This is a genomic window from Dehalobacter sp. MCB1, from assembly GCF_003590275.1.
Lineage (GTDB): Bacteria > Bacillota > Desulfitobacteriia > Desulfitobacteriales > Syntrophobotulaceae > Dehalobacter.
In genome coordinates, this window is record NZ_LXPC01000009.1 from 1 (window position 1) to 16,330 (window position 16,330).

Sequence of the window (16,330 nt, forward strand, 5' to 3'; positions counted from 1 at the left end):
AGAAGGAATCGGTAAGCCGATTCCAACAAGATCGAACCTCGGACTTCGAACTTCGAACCTCGAAAAGATCTGGTGACTATACCGGAGGGGTACCACCCGTTCCCATCCCGAACACGGAAGTTAAGACCTCCTGGGCTGAAAATACTGCAAGGGAAGATAAGACGTTGCCAGGTAATGTAAAGAGACTACATCAAATGATGTAGTCTCTTTACATTTGAACTTGCACCCCTTTGCTTTCCATGAATAATTCAGTATACTATAGGGTAAATTGATTGAGAAAAAGCAGTAAATGGAGAGTAAATGGAGAGTAAATGATGGATAACTATTTGTTTTTTTCAAGCCTTGAGCTGATTGACTACTTTGTTAATAACTTGGCAGAAAAAGACATCAGGACCCAAACGAAAAGAATATTTGAAATGGCCAGGGTCTTTATGGGCAAAAAAGATTTTAAGCTGGAAGACATTTATTCAGTACTCATCATGGTTAGAAACATTGGACTGGGTTCCCAGATTGATGAAGTCTTTTCTCTATATTTCAAAGAGGGGAATTACCCTATCCGGGTTTTTATACAAATTGCTGATTTAGAAAGCACAGCCGATGTCGAGATAGAATTTTCAGCCTATCGGGGACAGAAAAAATATATCAATAACGGGAAGATTTATCTATCTGAAGGGCCTTTCTCGCAAGGCGTTATCATAGACAATTATATTCACTGCTCCAGCGTACAGCCCTTTTCCCCAGTTACTCAAGAGCTAATTGATGGCAACATCAAGCCGGCCGTCAGGCAGTGCTTAGATAACTTGCGGAATACGCTAGAGTTGACAGGAAGTAGTTTAGATCAAGCTTACTCTTTTATCGTTTATTTAAAAGACCTGGATACGCTTTCCGAGGTTGAAGAGATATTTGAGGAGTATGTCTCCAGTCAGAATGAAATATTGCGAGAAGTAATACAAATTGAGCAGTTTAAGGGAAATCATGCGATTGAAATTGCTTGTTCAGCATATCTGTGTTGAGACTTTTGATATTTTCTTGCTAAATTTTCATTGAATTCTAAGACAATTTTAAGAGCACGCAGCTAATATTACAATCAGGACGTATTATTTGGCTGTTCCTTGTTCTTTTATTATGTTTATATTACTATATTAAGGCAAGGAAATGATTAAAATAGGTGTGTTTGTTTAAATGTTTGTTTAAATCCATGTCTGAATGAAGGAGAATTTGATGGAATTTATTACGAGTTTGATTGATGTTGTCTTACATATTGACAAATACCTAGGTATGTTGGTCCAGACGTATGGTGCCTGGGCGTATCTGATTATTTTTTTGATCATTTTTTGTGAAACCGGCCTTGTCGTGACACCTTTTCTGCCCGGGGATTCTATGCTGTTTGTCGTCGGTGCTTTGGCAGCGACAGGGGCAATGGATATTAAATTTGCTTTAATCTTACTGCTAATTGCTGCTATCGCAGGAAATACGCAGAACTATTTTATTGGAAGATATTTTGGACAGAAAGCCTTCAATTGGAGAGACAGCAGATTCTTTAAGAAAAAATATCTTATACAAACCCATGGTTTTTATGAGAAACATGGGGGGAAAACGATTTTTCTTTCGCGGTTTTTGCCAATCATTCGAACATTTGCACCCTTTGTTGGCGGGATCAGCAGCATGGGGCTATGGAAGTTTATGTTCTACAATATATGTGGGGCCTTAGCTTGGATCACGCTTTTTATGATGGGCGGATATTTTTTCGGGAATATTCCGACAGTCGAGCAGAATTTTTCGTTAATCATTTTTGCGATTATTTTTATCACTGTTTTACCAAGTGTCATTTTTGCTCTTCGCCAAAAGTTTTCGTAAAGCTGCACTAGGGGGATTGAAAAATGGCTGATCATATGAAGGAAATTGAACAATATGAAGATGCAGAGATCATTATTGAACCGCAGGAGATGGTGCGCTGGCAGAATAAGGCTGAGCACTATGTGGACAACCCTAAGAAGACAAAAGATTTGCTTTCCGAAGCCCTGGAAAAAGCGAATAACAATAAAAACCGCGATGTGATTCAGAATATCTGGGATAAAATCCAGTTGCTTTTTTCTCTATTAAAAGACTGGTTAAACGGTGATTACCGAACGATCTCTAAGACTGCCATAATTTCTGTAATTGCCGGGTTAATTTATTTTGTATCCCCCGTTGATTTTGTTCCTGATTGGATTGTCTCGCTTGGGCTGGTGGATGATGTTGCTGTTTTAGGATTAATTTTTAACCAGTTAGATAAGGAATTAACCAGGTATAAAAAATGGAAAAACGCAAACAACCCAAGGATTTGATCCTGGGTTGTTTTTTATAGTCCGCCTGGAATGGATAACTTGGTGTGAAAGTCTGCTACAGGCTTAGCAGCAGCATTCTGCTCATTTTAGTGGCGTTGATCAGGCGTATTGAATCTTGGAGCTTGGGGGTCTTTAAGTTCATTGAAGTACTTTCCAGGTGTTGAGAGATCAAAGTATACCTTGGAATCCTGGGTAACTCCCCAGTCCTGAAGTGAGCCTGTATTCTGGAGCATATTGAATGCTTCCCGGAAAAGCGTATTATGTGCTTCTTCCCTATTTAAAAGGAAGTCAATCGTTTCTCTTACCCCTTTATCGTTAATCTGCCGGTAGAGATATTCATAGACTACTTTTGCCCTTGTTTCAGCCGATATATCTGACAGCAAATCTGCAGCGAGATCGCCGGTACATTCGATATATGCTCCGGTCCATGGATAACCGGAAGCATTGGTTAACATGGGGGCAAGTCCGCCGATAACATGTGATTCCACGGTACCAACAGAAGTATTCATGGCCTCAAGCGTGTGACCATTTAATAGGTTGACTGTCTGGGCGACCATTTCCATATGACTCAATTCTTCTGAAGCAATATCCATGAAAAGATCCTTAATCTTCTCATCTTTAATGCGGTAACTTTGAGACAGATACTGTAAAGCTGCTTTGAGTTCACCATGCGGTCCGCCTAATTGGTCTAACATTAAAGATGCATAGTTTGGATTAGGACCGTCGACGCGTACATCTTTCAATAGCTGCTTATCATGTTTGAACAAATGTATTGCCTCCTTCATTTAGATTTTAATCGTTCGTTACCTTCTATAGTTTTGCAATATCCTTATAGATTATACAAAGAAGAACAGTTCAATTTTAACTTTTGCATAATAATCATAGATTTTTAACAAAATATAATAATATTGATAATAGGAGGAACTAAAATGCAATTAAGCCAGAAAGAAAAAATGCTTTTGGAAGACTTGAAAAGCCACGAGCAAATGTTTGCTCAAAAATGCAGTGAATTTGCCAATCAAGCTCAAGATCCGCAACTCAAACAAATTTTTCAGAACATGGCGCAGCATGAACAGCAGCATGTCCGAAAAATCGATCAAAGTTTGAGCCAAACTTCCGGAACATCAGGCCAGTCTCAAGGCATGACGGGTCAAAAAGATTCGATGCTTTGCCATGATATGCTCTCAACAGAAAAATATCTCTCTGGAGCCTATAATACGGTAATTTTTGAAATCCAGGATACCTCCCTCCGTCAGGATCTGAATAGTATACAGAGTGAAAAGCAAAGGCAGGGGGAAGAAATCTTCAGGTATATGCAGAGTAAAGGGATGTATACAGTCCACTAAAAAAATAGAGGGTACCGCCAACGACTACAAAGTAGTAGTTTTGCGGTATCCTCTGTCCTTATCAAAAAATATTTTGGGGGGGTTACATGATGCAGCTTACAAGTAAAGAAAGATCTTTACTGGAAGATTCTAAGAGCCATGAAGAGCTGTGTATTAAGAAGTACAATAACTATGCCAGTCAGGCCCAGGATCCGCAGCTTCAACAATTGTTTCAGAGCCTGGCGCAAAAAGAGCAGGAGCATCTAACAAGCCTTAATCAGATTTTAAGCGGCGGGATACCCAACATCCAGCAGGGCCAACAGCAACCGCCGCAATTTATGACATCCGGTATGGGACAGGCCGGAATGGTCAACCAGCAGGATGCAGATCTTTGCCAGGATATGCTTTCTACGGAAAAACATATTGCTTCAACGTATAACACTGCCATTTTTGAATTCAGAGATACAAATATCCGTAAAGTATTAAATCATATCCAGACAGAAGAGCAGCAGCATGGTGAATCTCTTTTTAACTATATGCAAACAAAAGGGATGTATCAAGTACATTAGGATGCGTAAATATACCCAATCAGTTTTTTGAAATTTCTAGACCCCAAAGCTCGTTCTGGGGTCTGATTTTCAGTTGTGATTACTTGCTACAAATTACGACAACAATCCGTTTACCGCAAGAAGGCTAAGGAAGATGTGGCATTTAAAATTTGTTTTTGTGCATACTAACAAAAAACTATAAGAGGTATAATTGTGAAAAAATTGCTCTATATAACCGCAAATCCTAAACCAGAAAACCTATCGGCCTGTAAAACAGTAGGAAGACAATTAGTAAATAAATTATTAAAGCAAAGTACAGATTATATGCTTGAAGAAGTAGATTTATATGCGGATCATATCCCGCAGTTGAAGCATATTTATTACGAAAGCCGGAGTACGCTTATTAGCCAAGATAAAATAGAAAAATTAAAACCAGAGGATAAAAAAGAAGTACAACGTATCATAGCTCTTTGTGATCAGTTTAGAAGTGCGGATATATATATCTTAGCGGCTCCGATGTGGAGCTTATCATTTCCGGCTCCTGTAAAAGAGTATCTGGATTGTATTATACAAGCAAATTGGACAATTAGGTTTGATAATGAAAAACCGTATGGCATATTAGATGACAAACCTAGAACATTTATATACGTACAATCATCCGGAGCAAATATTCCTTGGATAATCAGACCTGCTCTTAATAAAGGATTAAATTACGTACATGATATGATAAAGTATATTGGAATCAGTAATTTTGAAGAGCTTTTGGTAGATGGTACTGGTTCTAATGACGCGCAAACACAACAAGCCATTGAGATAGCAAAAGCAAAAATAAATGGATTAGTTGAAAAAATAAGTCTATAAGCACTGCAAATAAGCAGTGTTCACCATTGACGGTGTTCTGCCATACGTTGTGGCTGTCACGTTTTCCAGCCTGCTTTATGTCATCGGCTCCCGCATGATCAAATCAATGGGGGGTCTTTTTTAATTCCATGTGAAAACAGGATAAAATCCTTTTCAAAATACTATTCGGGAATACCTGAACGATACGGGTTTGAAGTAAATACTAAACGATTACGATAATCACTATGTAGTTTTTTATATCTAATTATTTCATGCTTTTTCTTGATATTATACGGATATGCGTATATAACTAAAGCTAACCGGTCATGGAGGTTGGCAAAATGTTGGACTATCTTTCTGTTCGAGATACGGCAATCAAATGGGGCTGCCGATGGCAGGCTGAAAGAAGACAGGAAAACAGCATATTGCCTTAAGATAATCTTAAGGATTTGATAAGATTAAACCACAAAATTGTTTTCGATTCCTTGATATGATATTATGGGTTTTTGTGAAAGAAGGAGTTGAGCAGACTATGACAGTAAATATTTTAGTGGTAGATGATGAACAGTCTATTGCGGACTTGATTGAAGTATATTTGAAAAACGAAAATTATGATGTATTCAAGTTCTATAATGGGCAGGATGCTTTACAGTGTGTTGAAAACCAAAATATAGATTTAGCAATATTGGATGTCATGCTTCCCGATGTAGATGGTTTTTCAATCTGTCAGCAAATCCGGGAAAAGCATAAATTTCCGGTTATCATGCTGACAGCCAAAGAAGAAGAAATCGATAAGATTACGGGGCTGACATTAGGTGCGGACGACTATATCACTAAACCTTTCCGCCCTTTGGAGCTTATTGCCCGTGTTAAGGCGCAGCTCCGGAGATTTATCAAATATAATTCTTCAGAGCCAAAACAGGAAGGACACTTAATTGCCTTTTCCGGCTTGTTATTGGACATGGATACTCATGAATGTACCTTGAATGAAAAAAAGCTATCGCTTACCCCTACGGAATTTTCCATTCTTTGGGTCCTTTGTTCCAAGCGCGGACGGGTGGTCAGTTCAGAAGAATTGTTCCATGAAGTATGGGGAGACAAGTATTTCACCAACAGCAATAATACGGTAATGGTTCATATCAGGCATTTAAGGGAAAAAATGCAAGAAAGCGCGGAGCATCCTAAATATATCAGAACGGTATGGGGGGTTGGCTATAAAATTGAAGAGTAAGAGAGATATAAGAAAGAATGATTATACAAAATTAAAAAGAAAAGTATTTTTGCAAATGATTCTGATCACAATTGCCGCCGCTGCGACTGTTTATCTATTACGCGATATCCTGCGTGGACAGTTCGGAGATCGTATCGTTCAATTTTTAGTCAAAGCTTTTCATTTTAATAATTCGGATGCACTAACAATCTATCAGCTGGTGATTCGCAACAATATGGATATGATTCTTTTTGTTGTAAGTCTAATTTTTTTAGTTATTCTTTTTCGATTTTTTGTTTCATGGTTCACAAAATATTTTGATGAAATCAGTGCCGGAATGGATAAACTTGCTGAGGAATCTAATGCTGAAATTATTTTAACACCGGAATTGGATTTTATGGAAAATAAGCTTAATCAGATGAAAAACAACTTGGAAAAACAAAAGAAAGCCGCGCTTGATGCCGAGCAGCGCAAAAATGATTTGGTAGTTTACTTGGCTCATGATATAAAGACACCCCTGACCTCCGTTATAGGATACTTAAGTCTTCTGGATGAAGCTCCTGATATGCCTCCTGAACAAAAGGCAAAATATGTTGGTATTACCTTGGAAAAAGCTTATCGCTTAGAACAGCTTATCAATGAGTTTTTTGAGATCACAAGATTTAATCTTCAAACGATTGTTTTGAATAAAGAAAAAATCAATTTACTGTTCATGCTCGAGCAGATTGCGGATGAATTCTATCCAATACTGGCTCCACAAGGAAAGCAGGTGACTGTCAATGTGCCCGACGGCCTAACTCTGTGGGGAGATGCAGACAAACTGGCCCGTGTGTTTAATAACATTCTGAAAAATGCGCTAACCTATAGCTATGAAAACAGCGTCATTGACATTTCCGCTGACCAGCAGGACAAAAATATTATGATAACTTTTACGAATCAAGGTAATCCTATCCCACAAGAAAAGCTGGAAACGATATTTGAGAAATTTTTCCGGCTGGATACATCCCGTTCTGCCAATACAGGCGGTGCCGGGCTTGGACTGGCTATTGCCAAAGAAATTGCAAATACGCATGGAGGCAATATTTTTGTGCAAAGTAATACAGAAAAGACAGTCTTTACTGTCGTGCTTCCACAAAAGCAAGAAAAGGACAAGTTATCTGCTTAAGTTAGATAGCTTGTCCTTTTGTAAACTGATTCGCCTGCACTTATTAAATCAAAACAAATCCAAACAAAGATCTTAAAAATGGGATTAATAAAGATCTTAAAAATGGGTAAAACACAAAGAACATACCGGCGAATGCGCCGGCCATATAAAAGCAGGCCTCTTCACGAAGGAGTAAGGGAATTTTTTTGATATGGGTACTTCGGACAGAAACTTTGACCTGTAATTTTGCTAAATGTTTTTTTAGTAGCCTGAAAATTACCCATCCGATTAACGCTCCGAGAGTATTCATCAGTAAATCATCAATATCCGTTATTCTTCCATTGAACAATTGACTCAATTCGATAATAAGCGAGAATGTAAAACCGGATAATGCTGTTTTCCATAACACTTCATGCTTTTTCCAAATAAATGGAAGCATAAATCCAAGAGGTAAAAAAAGTAATATATTTTCTATGTATGTGCGTACACCCTCTGTGATCCAAAGAAATGGAATCAGATTAACCTCCTCCGATGGAAAATTCAACCCCTTTGGGGTTATTATTCCAAAGCTGTTATGAACAATATCACTAATGGAAGGAATTTGAGTAAAACTTAGCACCCCGGTAAGATAGTATACAAAGATATATACGCTTACAATATGTTCAGTTGACGGCTTATAGCCAATCTTTTTACTTTGAGAGGTCAGTAGAATATGGTATGGAATCAAGAATGGCAAAGTACTAATAAACCATGTAATCGACACTATAATAAACATTAAAATCGTAATGATCACTAAATTTACCTCCGTTATAATTACTTGTTTATTCTAGGATATTTAAAAAAGAAATGTCTTAATAAAACCTTAAGAAATTCATAAGTTGGAATTCCAACATAGCTCCTTGTTCTATGATTGAATAAATCAATACAGAATAAGGAGCTGGTTTAGAGTATGGCACGAAAAGTAAAAAAGAAAAAGTCAGGAATACGCTTATTTGTAACATTTCCGTTAATAATTGTCATTGCCGCTTTTGTTTACAAATCCATCATTATTTCAGGAAACCACCAAATATTTGAGAAAGAATATGACGATAGAACCTTGTCATATTCTTCTTTAAAGATAACCCCTGATCCCTCTGTTTCTATATCTCTCGACAAGCTGAACAGTCCTAATGCGATTTTGATCCGGTTAAAAGATCATACCATCATGATGCAAAAAAACAGCGAAGAAAAAATCTATCCTGCTTCTTTGACTAAAATGATGACAGCCATTGTTGCGATAGAAAATTTACCTGATCTGCAGGAAGAAATCAAACTTACCAATTCTACGTTTCAGGGGCTGTACGAAGCAGATGCATCAATAGCAGGTTTCCAACCGGGTGAGCAGGTCAGGGTAATCGATCTGTTATACGGCGTAATGCTACCGAGCGGCGCGGAGTGTTGTATTGGACTTGCTCATCAGGTTGCGGGATCAGAGCAGAATTTTGTAAAAATAATGAATCAAAAGGCGGCAGGTCTTGGTATGGACAATACCCATTTTGAAAATGCGATCGGACTTCACAATGAAAACCACTACACAACAGTCAAAGATCTGGCTATTCTTCTAAGCTATGCTTTGCAAAATGATACTTTCCGGGAGATTTTTACTTCATCCCGTCATTCCACACAACCTACGAATAAGCACCCTGGCGGTATAACCTTTTACAGTACCATGTTTGAGGACTTCAACAATCAAAGCATTATCGGTGGAGAAATTTTAGGAGGGAAAACTGGATATACCGATGAGGCCGGTCTATGTCTCGCGAGTCTCGCCAAAGTGGGTAAACAAGAATACGTTCTGATTTCAACTGGTGCAAAAGGAGATCACCATTCGGAACAGTATAATATTACCGATGCATTAGCTGTATACAACAGTATAAGAAAATAATAAGTTCTTCATAAGGATGTATTAAGTTTTACACTGCTGTATCCATAGGCCTTATCCTCAAGGCACGTAGAGTGCCATCCATGGCACGGATTAGACGAATATTATCAAAAATTGTATGGCTTTTAAAGTGAGGTATTAGTAATGAAAGATAAAGATAGCATCATTTGATTCAGAAGATGCCGGAAAGGCTGAGAATATGCAAGCATCAATTTTGGAAAAGGAAACCACGCTGCAAAAGAATAAAAGGGCTTTAGAGCTTGTTAACGACGCCTATGAGCGCGAAACCACCCGTATAGAACCATCATTAATAGTATTATTTATTTAAGAGAGAGAAATACTATTCAGATAAAAATCATTTCAAATAAGGGAGGTGATGCCCTATGTTGTCAGAGAAAAAAATACCCAATAGATTGGTAAACGAAAAGTCGCCTTACCTGCTCCAGCACGCGTATAATCCGGTGGATTGGTACCCCTGGAGTGATAAAGCCTTTGCAAAAGCAAGAGCTGAAGATAAGCCGATTTTCCTTTCTATTGGGTATAGCTGACTAACATGATTTTACGTACATGTCATTGGTGTCATGTTATGGAACGGGAATCCTTTGAGGATGAAGAAGTAGCCGAAATTCTTAATCGCGGGTATATTCCGGTTAAAGTGGACCGGGAAGAAAGACCGGATATTGACCAGCTGTACATGACCTATTGCCAGGTCTTGACCGGAGCAGGGGGCTGGCCGCTGACGGTGCTGATGACGCCGGATAAACAACCTTTCTTTGCCGGAACGTATTTTCCGAAACACAGCCATTACGGACGTCCTGGCCTCATGGATATTTTGAGTCAGGCAGCTGAGCTGTGGCAGACGGAGAAAGATAAAGTCATCCAAACGGCAGCGGAACTTTACGAAACAGTCACCAGGCATTATCGCGGGGATAAAAACGCCACGTCTGCCGTGCCAAGGAACAAGCAGACCCTGCCGCTTACAGAGAAAGAAAAAGACAGCGGTGATATAGCTGTCTGGGGTAAAACCCTACTGGGCAAAGGATATGAACTGCTGGAAAACAAGTTTGATTCAAAATACGGGGGATTCGGCAGTGCTCCGAAATTCCCGGCTCCCCATAACCTGGGGTTTTTACTGCGGTATTCACTGGGAGAGCCGCAGAGCAAAGCGCTGGCGATGGTTGAAAAAACATTGGACAGTATGGCTGACGGAGGGATCTTCGATCATATCGGGTTTGGCTTTGCACGCTATAGCACGGACCGTTACTGGCTGGTTCCTCATTTTGAAAAAATGCTTTATGACAACGCCGGTCTGGCCCTTGTCTATTTAGAAGCTTATCAGAGAACCAAAAAGGAAAAATACCGCCGGGTTGCGCAAAATATATTCGGGTATGTTCTGCGCGATATGACTTCTTCGGAAGGAGGCTTTTATTGTGCAGAAGATGCGGACTCCGAGGGTGAAGAGGGCAAATACTATCTGTGGTCCAAAGATCAAATCAGAAAGACGCTGCAGGAAGGGATTAAACGTCTACAACAAGTAAAAGACGTAAAAAACAAGTTTGAACGTTTTCTGAATCAACCGGAAGAAATTGTAGATATCTACTGTGATGCTTATGGAATTACGGATAAAGGCAATTATGAAGGAAAAAACATTCCTTCACGAATCTTTAGTGTCAGAGACGATCTCGCTTTTCGCTGCAGTCTGACCGGAGGCGAACTCGACGAATTGTTGAACCTCTGTAATCCTATTCTGTTTAAGGCGAGAGAAAAAAGAGTCCGTCCGGCTAAAGATGATAAGATCTTAGTTTCCTGGAATGGTTTGATGATTGGGGCTTTAGCCAAAGGAGTGCAAGTGCTCGCAGGCGATCTCTCCTGGAAAAACGACAGAGAGAGTCTTCTCCTGACGGCAGAAAATGCCGCAGGCTTTATCATGGCCAAGATGTTTGATCCCCGCGGCCGACTGCTCGCCCGCTACAGGGATGGTGAGGCAGGTATCCCGGGTTTCCTTGATGACTATGCTTTTTTAATTTACGGGCTGCTGGAACTCTATATCGCATGCGGAAAAACAGTATATCTTGAGCAGGCCATACACCTGCAGGAAGAACAGGAAAAATTGTTCTGGGATGAAACGAACGGCGGATATTATTTTACCGGACGAGATGCGGAGGAACTGCCGCTCAGGCCCAAGGAGATCTATGACGGTGCGATGCCTTCTGGGAACTCGATGAGTGCCTGCAATCTTGTCAGGCTGTGGAGACTTACCGGCTTATCCAAATGGCGAGAGCGGGCTGAAAAACAAATTAATTCATTTCAGAGTACGGTAGAGGATTATCCTACGGGATACACTGCTTTTCTTCAGGCGATCCAATACTGTCTGAGTCAGGGAGAGGAGCTGGTATTGTCTGGACCGGCCGGTCATGAAGACTTAGAAAAAATGCAGGCCGTGATTTTTAAGGATTTCCATCCGTATGCTGTGGTAGCCTATAATGACGGATCGTTAGTGGAGGTGATCCCGAGAATGCAAGATTACCCCGTTAGTGGGACTCTGACTGCTTATGTTTGTAGGGATTATGCCTGCAGGGAGCCTGTAAATACCCCAGAAGAATTAGCAAAAATTCTTACGGAATAGCTCTGATTTGAGGCATCGTCGTGCTTTCTGTGTCCTATGCTGTCACCTCTCCGTATATCTGCTTGTGAGTACGACAAAAGCATCAAGTTTCCGATGGACTCGCTCGAAGAGAAGACCGCCGGCAAACCACACCGGCGCATAGAGCAGCGTAATCAGTCCGTTTATCGCCAGCCGGTCTGTATAGTGCCAGGGATAAACACCCAGAATTTTAAGTAAAAACAGTCCGCTTAAATATTCTATCCCCCAGATTGCTGTGAGCCAAACGAGTCCTCTCAGCGGCCACCTCCACTCTGAAATCAAATCGTGCAAAGGTTCAAGAATAACAGCGGAACCATATATGAAGAACATCCAAAGGTTGGTAAAGCCCATCAGCCGAAAATCCCCGTGGATAAGAGAATTAAGTCCCGTCCAAATAATTTCGAGGCTCCAGCCCATTAGCCCGTAAAATAAATATCGTTTTAGCATGATTATAGTTTGTGACAGGGAGGGATGTTTTACTTATAGTAAAATATCCCTTAATAATCAGTACTGTGTTATCCCTAAAACCTAATTATTCTTAGATTAAAGTAAATAATTCGGAAAGTGCACCGAACACGGGGACTCCTTCATTGTGAATCAGCCCTGGGGAAGGATTTTTTTTCCGGGTGTGTTCGATTGCTTTTGTGATCACTTCAAGACTCATCGGGGCGATAGGCAAATTACGGCAATCTTCAAGCGAGTAGAAACCAGCCTGGATCACCTCGACCGGATCATGTTTTAATTGACCGCCCAGACCATGAAGAAAGAAGACAATATAAATATTGTGTTTCATGTTAGGGACATCTTCAGGGTAATCGCGGACTGCCAGAATGCTTACAGGCTTCGACAGGATGCCAGTTTCCTCCCGGACTTCTCGGACAACTGCCTGGGCAATTTTTTCATTCTGTTCTACATAGCCGCCGGGAATAGTCCATCTTCCTTTACCGGGGTTATGCGCTCTTTGGACGAGGAGTACTTTGTCGTCTTGCAGCAAAACACCGCCTACGCCCAGGGAGTATTCCCCCCAGTTGATATAGTCACAGGCCGGGCAGCTTTGCCTTTTTTTGTCTTCAATTAGTTTATACTCTAGCGTGGCAGAACACACGGGACAAAACTTAAATTCCGGATAAAGAGACGGCATATTGTTCCTTCTTTCTATAATAGGTCAAAGTCATTAATACTATTTTATCCTGAAAAAGATAAGATGCAAATTTTATCTGAATTGAGAAATACGGCACGAAGGATAAATAATTTCTTTGTAGAACTACTAAATAATACTTTATAATACTTTACTCGACTGAATTTTCAACCTGTGGGGGAAACATTAGAATGAAAAATGATAAGAAAAAAGAGATTTGGCTTAATCCTGAAGAACTCCGGCAGTTGTTGGAGGGAGGCTTGTATTGGAAAGATATAGAGCCTAAACTGTCCGAGGAAAATGCGGAAAGCATCAGAAGGCAGTTTAGTCCTGAAGATGATGCTGATATTAATGACAGTACCATTAACGAGCATGACCAGGACGATGGAGAGCATAACCGAACGGCCGGGAAGTTTCCGGAAGAGGATCAAGCGGAAGCAGGGCCGGTTTTTACCGGAGATTTGGATGAAGACAATGAGGAGATTAGAACGATTCTGCTCGGTGATCAAAATTTGGGGCAGGATGAACTGCAAAGACTGTTTATCTCCCAAGCGGCTTCCCTGGAAGATGATTTCAATGAAATAGAGAGTATAAGTGAAATCAATGATCCGGTAAAAACAAGCCCGGACAGCTTTAGCCCACTTACTGATATTGAGGCAGCGGATGTTTTAAATAAAGCGGATGAAGCCTATAACGCGGAAGATGCCACTATGACACTGAAAAGGCCGACAGATCTGGGTATGCTGGAGGAAACAGAAGTAGGGGCGGAAGAAAGAAGCCGCTTTTCTGATTTGAATAGTTATATCATGAACAGTAAAAATGACCCGAGTCCGGACGATGATGATGACCTGGATTTTGGGTTCGAACAGAAAAGCTCCTTCGGCGGGCTGAAACTTGTCATTCTGGTTGTAATTGTCGCAGCGGTCACTTTTGGTTTGTGGTATTTCTTTATCAGTAAGTGAGGACCCTTCCTAAGCACGTTCATGTTTTGTAGTCATGCGAGTAAAAAACCTATCTTCGGATAGGTTTTTTTAATAAAATAGTTTTCAAAACAATCAAAAAGGGGTAAAATAGTTACAAAGGTCAAAAAAGGTCATAAAGTCAATAAAGGTCAACATTAAAATGAGGATGGATGACGATGAGTAATTTGGCGAACAGAATCGAGGAGTACCTTAAAAAGATTATAGAGCAGGCTGAAGATGGGTACATCGTCCTGCAAAGAGGTTATCTTGCTGATTTCTTTTCATGTGCCCCTTCCCAGATTAACTATGTCCTTACAACGAGGTTTACCGCAGAACGCGGTTATCTTGTTGAAAGCAGAAGAGGCGGCGGCGGTTATTTAAGGATTGTTAGGCTGGGACTTGATCCTGAGGGTAAATTCCAGAGACTCATGTCGGAACTCATTGGGGATGACCTTTCCCAGGATCGGGCCAATAATCTTGTGGACAGACTCAGAGAAGAAGATCTGTTCACCAAAAGAGAAGCAATCCTGGTAAAAACGATTTTTTCCGACCGGCTTTTGGTTGGGGTGACGAATTTCCCTTCTACGCTTAGGGCCCGAATGATGAAAGAAATACTGGCGAATATGTGCCGGGACGATATCAATGATTGATCGGGGGGATAGCAATGCTTTGTCAGAATTGTCAACAACGGGAGGCTGTGGTTCATCTGACCAAAATCATTAATGGTCAGGCGGCTCAGCTTCATCTTTGCCAGGAGTGTGCGCAAAAAACGCCTGGCACCGGCTTCAATCTCTACCCTGGAATGGTATCGGATTTTTTACAGGCATTATTTGGGGTAAATCCGGCAGGGCAGTATGATCAGACGATCGTAGACAGCCAGACCGGAAAATGTCCCGGATGCGGAAGAACTTTTTCCCAGATACAGCAAGCCGGGAAAATGGGCTGCAGCAAATGTTACGATGAATTTGAGCCCCAAATGGAGATGCTCCTGCGACGGATCCATGGAAGAGGGATGCATGTCGGGAAAGTGCCGGTAAGAGGAGGAGCATCGTTCCGAAACAAACAGGAAATAGCCAAATTAAAACAACAACTGTTGGAACTTGTCCAAGCGGAAAAGTTCGAAGAGGCAGCCATATTAAGAGACCGGATTAAAGAAATGGAGAATACTGTCGGAGGTGAAAGCAAATGACTTATCGGGAACTGCTTGCCAAAGACAGCTTCTGGATGAAGGATACGCCGGACATTCCGATTGTACTGAGTTCCAGAATCAGATTGGCCAGAAATATCGCTGACAATCCTTTCCCTCACGTCATGTCCTATGATGATGCCGAAAAAATTGAAGCGCAGATTTCCGGTGTCTTAGACGGTTTTATTGCTGAAAAAGAAAAGCTTGTTTATATTCCGTTGAAAATGCTTATTCCAGTGGAGAAAAAGGTGCTGATTGAAAAGCATCTGGTCAGCCCAGGTTTTAAGGAGACTGAATATGCACGCGGTCTGGCCTTGTCCGAAAGCCATAAAATTGCAGTCATGGTCAATGAAGAAGACCATCTGAGAATTCAGGTGCTGATGCCGGGGAATAGCCTCAGGGAAGCTTGGCATCTTGCAGGATTGGTCGATGATCATCTGGAAGCACATTTGGATATTGCTTATAAAGAAAAGTTTGGTTACCTGACGACTTGTCCCACCAATGTTGGAACGGGCCTGAGAGTATCCGTGATGGTTCACTTGCCGGCCCTGGTGCTGACCAATCAGGTTCAGCAGGTTCTGGGTGCCCTGACGTCGCTTGGGTTGGCAGTACGCGGTGTATACGGTGAAGGCTCCAGGTCATTCGGAAATATCTTTCAGATATCCAACCAGGTTACGTTAGGTAAGAGCGAAGAAGACACCTTGGCACATCTTGATGCGGTCACGCGGCAGCTGATGGAACGGGAAGTCCAGATGCGGGAAGTTATTCGCAAAGAATCTCCGCTTATCGTCGAAGATAAAGTCTGGAGGGCCCGGGGGACTTTGGAAAATGCCAGAATCCTTGAAACGGAAGAGATCTATTCTCTTCTATCGGAGGACCGGCTGGGCATTGATATGGGCATTCTGCCTAGAGTCTCTGCAGGTTTCGTGTCTGTCTTGATCAACTCGATGCAGGGATGTCTGCAATATAATCGCAATAAGCAGCTGGATGCTTATGATATTAACGCAGAAAGAGCTCATTTTGTGCGTGGAATCTACCATCAAAAAATGAGTGAGAATGTAAATTAAACGACAATAGGAAAGGAA

19 protein-coding genes and 1 rRNA gene are annotated in these 16,330 nt (G+C 41.1%); 16 read left to right on the forward strand and 4 right to left on the reverse strand.

Annotation, left to right across the window (positions count from 1 at the left end):
• Positions 1 to 68 precede the first annotated feature (68 nt).
• From rrf to A7K50_RS05430, 4 genes are all read left to right on the forward strand, one after another.
• Positions 69 to 173 (forward strand): 5S ribosomal RNA (gene rrf / locus A7K50_RS05415).
• A 138-nt stretch (positions 174 to 311) separates the two neighbouring features.
• Positions 312 to 1,013, forward strand: coding sequence for a Rid family hydrolase (locus A7K50_RS05420; RefSeq protein WP_119774948.1), 702 nt, complete (start codon positions 312 to 314; stop codon positions 1,011 to 1,013).
• 208 nt (positions 1,014 to 1,221) lie between these two features.
• Positions 1,222 to 1,857, forward strand: coding sequence for a DedA family protein (locus tag A7K50_RS05425; protein ID WP_119774949.1), 636 nt, complete (start codon positions 1,222 to 1,224; stop codon positions 1,855 to 1,857).
• A gap of 23 nt (positions 1,858 to 1,880) precedes the next feature.
• Positions 1,881 to 2,327 (forward strand): YkvA family protein, encoded by a 447-nt coding sequence (locus tag A7K50_RS05430; protein WP_119774950.1) that lies wholly within the window; start codon positions 1,881 to 1,883, stop codon positions 2,325 to 2,327.
• Positions 2,328 to 2,413: 86 nt separating this feature from the next.
• Here the strand turns inward: A7K50_RS05430 and A7K50_RS05435 are convergent, their stop codons facing one another.
• Entirely contained in the window at positions 2,414 to 3,094 is a 681-nt protein-coding gene (locus A7K50_RS05435; RefSeq protein WP_026156250.1) for a manganese catalase family protein, read from the reverse strand.
• A gap of 162 nt (positions 3,095 to 3,256) precedes the next feature.
• Here A7K50_RS05435 and A7K50_RS05440 point away from each other — a divergent pair, with 162 nt between their 5' ends.
• The 5 genes from A7K50_RS05440 to vanS all read left to right on the forward strand — a co-directional run bounded on the left by A7K50_RS05440 (position 3,257) and on the right by vanS (position 7,415).
• Positions 3,257 to 3,673 carry a spore coat protein gene (locus A7K50_RS05440; protein ID WP_020491350.1) on the forward strand — a complete coding sequence of 139 codons (417 nt, stop codon included), beginning with the start codon at positions 3,257 to 3,259 and terminating at the stop codon, positions 3,671 to 3,673.
• Positions 3,674 to 3,759: 86 nt separating this feature from the next.
• Positions 3,760 to 4,221, forward strand: a complete 462-nt coding sequence (locus tag A7K50_RS05445) for a spore coat protein (protein WP_119774951.1) — start codon at positions 3,760 to 3,762, stop codon at positions 4,219 to 4,221.
• 192 nt (positions 4,222 to 4,413) lie between these two features.
• Positions 4,414 to 5,061, forward strand: a complete 648-nt coding sequence (locus A7K50_RS05450) for an NAD(P)H-dependent oxidoreductase (protein ID WP_119774952.1) — start codon at positions 4,414 to 4,416, stop codon at positions 5,059 to 5,061.
• Positions 5,062 to 5,572: 511 nt separating this feature from the next.
• Positions 5,573 to 6,271, forward strand: a complete 699-nt coding sequence (gene vanR, locus A7K50_RS05455) for a VanR-ABDEGLN family response regulator transcription factor (protein ID WP_020491349.1) — start codon at positions 5,573 to 5,575, stop codon at positions 6,269 to 6,271.
• Positions 6,261 to 7,415 (forward strand): vancomycin resistance histidine kinase VanS, encoded by a 1,155-nt coding sequence (gene vanS, locus A7K50_RS05460; RefSeq protein ID WP_165904938.1) that lies wholly within the window; start codon positions 6,261 to 6,263, stop codon positions 7,413 to 7,415. The genes vanR and vanS overlap by 11 nt, the downstream gene beginning before the upstream one ends.
• 43 nt (positions 7,416 to 7,458) lie before the next feature.
• Here the strand turns inward: vanS and A7K50_RS05465 are convergent, their stop codons facing one another.
• A complete protein-coding gene (locus A7K50_RS05465) occupies positions 7,459 to 8,187 on the reverse strand; it encodes a VanZ family protein (protein ID WP_243103657.1) in 729 nt (242 codons plus the stop codon).
• Positions 8,188 to 8,343: 156 nt separating this feature from the next.
• On the opposite strand from A7K50_RS05465, the gene A7K50_RS05470 reads away from it, so the two are divergent.
• From A7K50_RS05470 to A7K50_RS05480, 3 genes are all read left to right on the forward strand, one after another.
• Positions 8,344 to 9,318 carry a D-alanyl-D-alanine carboxypeptidase gene (locus tag A7K50_RS05470; RefSeq protein WP_119774953.1) on the forward strand — a complete coding sequence of 325 codons (975 nt, stop codon included), beginning with the start codon at positions 8,344 to 8,346 and terminating at the stop codon, positions 9,316 to 9,318.
• A 380-nt stretch (positions 9,319 to 9,698) separates the two neighbouring features.
• Positions 9,699 to 9,863: a DUF255 domain-containing protein gene (locus A7K50_RS14465; RefSeq protein ID WP_083916721.1), complete on the forward strand. Its 165-nt coding sequence runs from the start codon at positions 9,699 to 9,701 to the stop codon at positions 9,861 to 9,863.
• 38 nt (positions 9,864 to 9,901) lie between these two features.
• On the forward strand, positions 9,902 to 11,941 hold the full coding sequence (locus A7K50_RS05480; protein ID WP_119774954.1) for a thioredoxin domain-containing protein: 2,040 nt from the start codon (positions 9,902 to 9,904) through the stop codon (positions 11,939 to 11,941).
• 42 nt (positions 11,942 to 11,983) lie between these two features.
• On the opposite strand, the gene A7K50_RS05485 is transcribed toward A7K50_RS05480, so the two are convergent.
• Together A7K50_RS05485 and A7K50_RS05490 are read right to left on the reverse strand one after the other, a co-directional pair.
• Positions 11,984 to 12,406 (reverse strand): hypothetical protein, encoded by a 423-nt coding sequence (locus tag A7K50_RS05485; protein ID WP_119774955.1) that lies wholly within the window; start codon positions 12,404 to 12,406, stop codon positions 11,984 to 11,986.
• 91 nt (positions 12,407 to 12,497) lie between these two features.
• Positions 12,498 to 13,100: an NUDIX hydrolase gene (locus tag A7K50_RS05490; RefSeq protein WP_119774956.1), complete on the reverse strand. Its 603-nt coding sequence runs from the start codon at positions 13,098 to 13,100 to the stop codon at positions 12,498 to 12,500.
• Between the two features lie 188 nt (positions 13,101 to 13,288).
• On the opposite strand from A7K50_RS05490, the gene A7K50_RS05495 reads away from it, so the two are divergent.
• The 4 genes from A7K50_RS05495 to A7K50_RS05510 all read left to right on the forward strand — a co-directional run bounded on the left by A7K50_RS05495 (position 13,289) and on the right by A7K50_RS05510 (position 16,312).
• Positions 13,289 to 14,059, forward strand: a complete 771-nt coding sequence (locus A7K50_RS05495) for a hypothetical protein (protein ID WP_119774957.1) — start codon at positions 13,289 to 13,291, stop codon at positions 14,057 to 14,059.
• Between the two features lie 176 nt (positions 14,060 to 14,235).
• A complete protein-coding gene (locus tag A7K50_RS05500; RefSeq protein WP_119774958.1) occupies positions 14,236 to 14,709 on the forward strand; it encodes a CtsR family transcriptional regulator in 474 nt (157 codons plus the stop codon).
• 14 nt (positions 14,710 to 14,723) lie between these two features.
• Positions 14,724 to 15,248 (forward strand): UvrB/UvrC motif-containing protein, encoded by a 525-nt coding sequence (locus A7K50_RS05505; protein WP_119774959.1) that lies wholly within the window; start codon positions 14,724 to 14,726, stop codon positions 15,246 to 15,248.
• Positions 15,245 to 16,312, forward strand: a complete 1,068-nt coding sequence (locus tag A7K50_RS05510; protein WP_119774960.1) for a protein arginine kinase — start codon at positions 15,245 to 15,247, stop codon at positions 16,310 to 16,312. Before A7K50_RS05505 ends, A7K50_RS05510 begins: the two co-directional genes overlap by 4 nt.
• Positions 16,313 to 16,330: the final 18 nt, after the last annotated feature.